The 4648-nt window shown below is 70.4% G+C and carries 6 protein-coding genes; 3 read left to right on the top strand and 3 right to left on the bottom strand.

Annotation, left to right across the window (positions count from 1 at the left end; genetic code table 11):
• From FDZ70_06595 to FDZ70_06585, 3 genes are all read right to left on the bottom strand, one after another.
• Nucleotides 1-1014, bottom strand: a 1014-nt coding sequence (locus tag FDZ70_06595) for a homoaconitate hydratase family protein (protein ID TLM76508.1), incomplete at its 3' end; no start/stop codon positions are given.
• A gap of 75 nt (nucleotides 1015-1089) precedes the next feature.
• Complete coding sequence (gene nifV, locus FDZ70_06590; protein TLM76507.1) at nucleotides 1090-2364, bottom strand: homocitrate synthase; 1275 nt, start codon at nucleotides 2362-2364, stop codon at nucleotides 1090-1092.
• A gap of 81 nt (nucleotides 2365-2445) precedes the next feature.
• On the bottom strand, nucleotides 2446-2691 hold the full coding sequence (locus FDZ70_06585) for a hypothetical protein (GenBank protein TLM76506.1): 246 nt from the start codon (nucleotides 2689-2691) through the stop codon (nucleotides 2446-2448).
• A 167-nt stretch (nucleotides 2692-2858) separates the two neighbouring features.
• On the opposite strand from FDZ70_06585, the gene FDZ70_06580 reads away from it, so the two are divergent.
• The 3 genes from FDZ70_06580 to FDZ70_06570 form a co-directional block, all read left to right on the top strand.
• A complete protein-coding gene (locus FDZ70_06580) occupies nucleotides 2859-3161 on the top strand; it encodes a ribbon-helix-helix protein, CopG family (protein ID TLM76505.1) in 303 nt (100 codons plus the stop codon).
• On the top strand, nucleotides 3148-3582 hold the full coding sequence (locus FDZ70_06575; GenBank protein TLM76504.1) for a type II toxin-antitoxin system VapC family toxin: 435 nt from the start codon (nucleotides 3148-3150) through the stop codon (nucleotides 3580-3582). The genes FDZ70_06580 and FDZ70_06575 overlap by 14 nt, the downstream gene beginning before the upstream one ends.
• The coding region (locus FDZ70_06570) for an acetoin utilization protein AcuC (protein TLM76503.1) at nucleotides 3479-4648 on the top strand (1170 nt) is incomplete at its 3' end. The genes FDZ70_06575 and FDZ70_06570, both read left to right, overlap by 104 nt.

Genomic DNA, 4648 nt, shown 5'->3' with positions numbered 1-4648 from the left:
GAGCAGGATCGCGCGCGACGCGGGCGCGACGATGAGCCGCACGTCAGGATGGATGCGGCGGCCCTTCAGGACGCCCGCGGCGATGGCGAGGTCCTCGAGGCGGCCGTTGGTGCAGGTGCCGATGACGCCCTGGGCGATCGGCGTGCCCGCGACCTCCTCGATCGGCGAGACGTTGTCGACCGCGTGCGGCTTGGCGACCTGCGGCCCGATGGCCGACGCGTCGTAGGTGAGCGCGCGGGCGTAGACGGCGTCGGCGTCCGGGTCCTGCGGGTGCGGCGTCTTGGGGCCGCGGCCCTCGAACCACGCGAGGGTCTTGGCGTCGGCCTTCATGAGGCCCGCCTTCGCACCGACCTCGATCGCCATGTTCGAGATGGTCATGCGCGCCTCGACCGACAGCGCGTCGATCACGGGGCCGTGGAACTCCAGCGCCTCGTACGTGGCGCCGTCGGCGCCGATCTGCCCGGCGAGGTGCAGGATGAGGTCCTTGCTGAACACACCCGGCTGCAGCGCGCCGTCGTAGGTGACCCTCACACTGTCGGGCACCTTGAACCACAGCTTGCCGGCCGCCATCGCGGCAGCACCGTCAGTCGAGCCCACGCCGGTCGAGAAGACGTTGAGCGCGCCGTAGGTGCAGGTGTGCGAGTCGCACCCGACCATCAGGTCGCCCGCGACGACGTGGCCCTTCTCTGGGATGAGCTGGTGGCACACGCCCTCGCCGACGTCGTAGACGGTGGCCCCGGTGCGCTTGCCGAACTCGCGCATCTGCGTGTGCAGGGCGCTGACGCCCTCGAGCGGCGACGGCGAGCTGTGGTCCATGACCACCGCGACCTTGGCCGGATCGAACACGCGCTCCACACCCATGCGCTCGAGCGCGCGGATGGCCAGCGGGCTCGTGCCGTCCTGGCCCATCACGAAGTCGACGTCGGCTACGACGATGTCACCCGCGCGGGCATCGGTGCCGGAGTGTGTCGAGAAGATCTTCTCAGCGATGGTCTTGCCTGGTATCGCTACCACCCGTCCTTCATGCGAGCGCGGCGCCTGTCGTCGCGGGCGCCGCGCGGGGTTCCGTGCCGAAAGCGGAGCGCCGCCCTACTCGGGCTTCTTGCCCTTGCCGGCCTCGTGGCCGGTCTTCTCGAGCATCCAATCCTTGTAGATGTAGAGCAGTTCCTTGTCGAACAGCGCACGCTTGAGTTCGACCGCGACGGCCCGCACGCGCGGGAGCAACTCGGTGGCCTCCTCCTTGGTGAGGTCGAGGCCGTACTCGTGGAACTTGAGCACGAGCGTCTTGGAGCCGGAGTGCTTGCCGACGACGATCTGGCGGGTCAGGCCCACCTCGTCGGGCGGGAAGACCTCGTAGGTCTTCGGGTTCTTGATGACTCCGTCGGCGTGGATGCCCGACTCGTGCGCGAACATGTTCGTACCGATGACCGACTTCCACACGGGGATCTGACGGCCGGCGGCGCCCATGACGTACTCGCCGATCTCGCGGAAGCGCGCGGTGTCGTACGGGATGTCCGCGCCCTCGATGTGCTTCAAGGCCATGACGACCTCCTCGAGCGCCGCATTGCCCGCGCGCTCGCCGAGTCCGCCCACAGTCACGTTGACCCAGCTCGCGCCCGCGTGGATGCCGGCCAGCGCGTTCGCGACGGCCATTCCGAAGTCGTTGTGCGTGTGCATCTCGACTTCCATGCCGGTCTCGTCGATGAGGTGCTTGATCATCTTGTACATCCGGAACGGCTCCATCAGGCCGATGGTGTCGCAGAACCTGATGCGGTCCGCGCCCTCCTTGGCGGCCGTCTTCGCGTACTCGATGAGGAAGCCGATCTCCGTGCGCGAGGCGTCCTCGGCATTGACCGAGATGTACAGGTCGGGCTTCTCCGCCTTCGCGAACGCCACGCACTCGGCGATGGTCTTGAGGACCCATGCGCGGTCCTTCATCAGCTTGGTCTCGATGTGGATGTCGCTCGTGGCCAGCGAGATGGCGATGGCGTCAACGCCGCAGTCGATCGAGGTCTTGATCGCCTCGACCTGCGCCGGGTTCCAGCCGAGCACCGACGCGTTGAGGCCGAGGCCGGCGATCTGCTCGATGACGTCGCGCTCGTCGCCGCCCATCGTCGGGATGCCGGCCTCGATCTGCTCGACGCCGATCTCGTCGAGGAGCTTGGCGATGCGGATCTTCTCGTGGTTGGAGAAGACGACGCCGGCGGTCTGCTCGCCGTCGCGCAGCGTGGTGTCGTCGAGCTTGACCTTGACCTTGCCGAGTTTGCTCTCCACCGGCAGTTCGAGCGCTGACTTGGAATCCACCTGCGGGTACCTCCGTGTCGGGCAGCGTCGGCGCGCCCGGAGGGCGGGCGCGGAATGCATAGTGTACGCCAACGCGCGCGGGCGCGAGAAGGAACCTCTCGGCAAGGAACCTCTCGGCGGCGGAGCCTCTCGGCGCGCGCGCTACGGATACGCGGCGAGGATGAGCACGGACGTGCCGCCGTCGTTGCGGGCGGCAAGTTCGGGGACGCTGCCGCCCCGGTCGACCTCGGTGACCGTCAGGGTGCCGGCCTCCATCGCCTCGCCGAGGGTCACGTAGCGCGGCCCGCCGGCCTGCGGGGCGAAGACCGGCAGCAGCGTGAGCGCCCCGCAGGCGCTCGGCTCGCCGAGCCGGATAGCGGAGAGCATGCCTTCGATGTGCGTGTCCACGAAAGGACCTCCTTCGGTAGCGCCGCCCACCCCGAGGCGGCGTCCCGCAGTATGCGCGGGGGGTCTGACACGGACCGCGGCAGGCCGCCGCGAGCCCGCGGTTGACGGTGTCAGACCCCGGGCGTACGGTGCGAGTGTGTACTCGGAGTGTGTATCGGAGGTGCGCCATGGCGAGGATCAACATCACCCTCCCCGACGGCCTGCTGGCCGAGATCGACGAGGCGGCGGCGGCGGCCGGCAAGACGCGTAGCGGGTTCATCCAGGAGGCCGGCGCGCGCTACGCGGCCGAGGTGAGGGCGGGCCGTGCGCGCGATGAGCGGCAGGAGCGGATCCTGGCGGCGCAACGCACCGCGGCGGAGATCGGCAGCCGTCTGCCACCAGGGCCCGACGGCCTGACCATCCTGCGGGAGTTGCGCTATTCGTATCCCGACTGGGCGCCGAAGGTCGACGAGGAGGATGAGCGTGCCTGACGATCTCCGTGTCTGGACGGGGACGCCGGTCGTCATCGACGCGTCCGCCGGCTTCAAGTGGTTCGACACACACGAACCGAGCGCCGACGTGGCGGCCGACCTGCTTGAAGAGCACTCCGCCGGCCGGGTCGCACTCCTGGCGCCGGAACACTTCCTGCTCGAGGTCACCCATGTGCTCGGCCGGCGGCGTGTGACAGACGAGGTCACGAGATGCGTCGACACGCTCATGGGGTTCGACGTCCTCATCGTCCCGCTCGAACGCGACCTGCTGATCGAGTCCGCCACGATCGCCGCTCAGCGCGGCCTGCCCGTCTACGATGCAGCCTATGTGGCCCTCGCGGAACTGGTCGACGCCGTGCTCGTCACCGCCGACCGGACGCAGGCGCGCGCCGCGAAGTGCGCCGTGCGCCTGCTACGCTAGCTGGGGGGAGGTTGCCGCCATGCCCGACGTCGCGCTCATCTACGACCCCGCTCTCGACGACTACGACCTCGGCGAGATGCACCCGCTGCGCCCGGAGCGCGTCGCGTTCTCGGTGTCGCTCATGGAGGCGCTGGGGCTGCTCGGGGACGGGCCGGGGCGGGCGCGCACCGTCGCGCCGTCCGCAGCGAGCGACGACGACCTGCTGCTCGTCCACTCGCGCGCGTACGTGGACGCGGTGAAGCGCTGCTCGGCGCCGCCCTACCCCGACGACCCCGCGCACGGCCTGGGCACCGCCGACAACCCCGTCGCGCCCCGCATGCACGAGACCTCCGCGCTGATCTGCGGCGGTGCGGTGCTCGGGTTGGCGGCCGTGCTCGACGGCCGTGCCGAGCGCACGTTCAACGTCGCCGGAGGTCTGCACCACGCCCACCGCGACCGCGCGGCCGGCTTCTGCGTCTACAACGACCCCGCGGTCGCGATCGCTGCGGCACGCCGCGACCGGCCGGGGGTGCGGCTGGCCTACCTCGACATCGACGCGCACCACGGCGACGGCGTCGAGGAAGCCTTCTACGAGACCGACGAGATCCTCACGATCTCGCTGCACGAGTCGGGCCGCTACCTGTTCCCCGGCACCGGCTTCCCGTCGGAGTGCGGCACCGGCGACGGCGCGGGCTTCGCGCTCAACGTCCCGATGCCCCCGTACGCGAGCGACGCGTGCTACGCGCTCGCGTTCGAACGCGTGGTGGCGCCTGCGCTGCGCGCCTTCGCACCCGCCGCGCTCGTGATGCAGTGCGGAGCCGACGCCCACTTCGCCGACCCGCTCACCTCGCTCGGCCTGACGCTCGATGGGCACCGCTCGCTCGTGCGCGGCGCGGTCACGGTCGCGCGCGAGGCGTTCGGCGGACGCATCGCGGCGTGCGGAGGCGGCGGCTACGCGTGGTGGTCGGTCGTCCCGCTCGCGTGGACGAACGTGCTCGCCGAGCTGCTCGAGGCCGAGCCCGACGATGAGACACCCGAGCCGTGGCGCGCCTCGCTCGCCGACGCGAGCGGGCGGCCCGCGCCCTAC

The organism is Actinomycetota bacterium (assembly GCA_005774595.1).
In the GTDB taxonomy this organism is placed as follows: Bacteria; Actinomycetota; Coriobacteriia; order Anaerosomatales; family D1FN1-002; genus D1FN1-002.
Note: the sequence above shows the minus strand (reverse complement) of the source record. Positions and strands in the feature narration are given on the sequence as shown.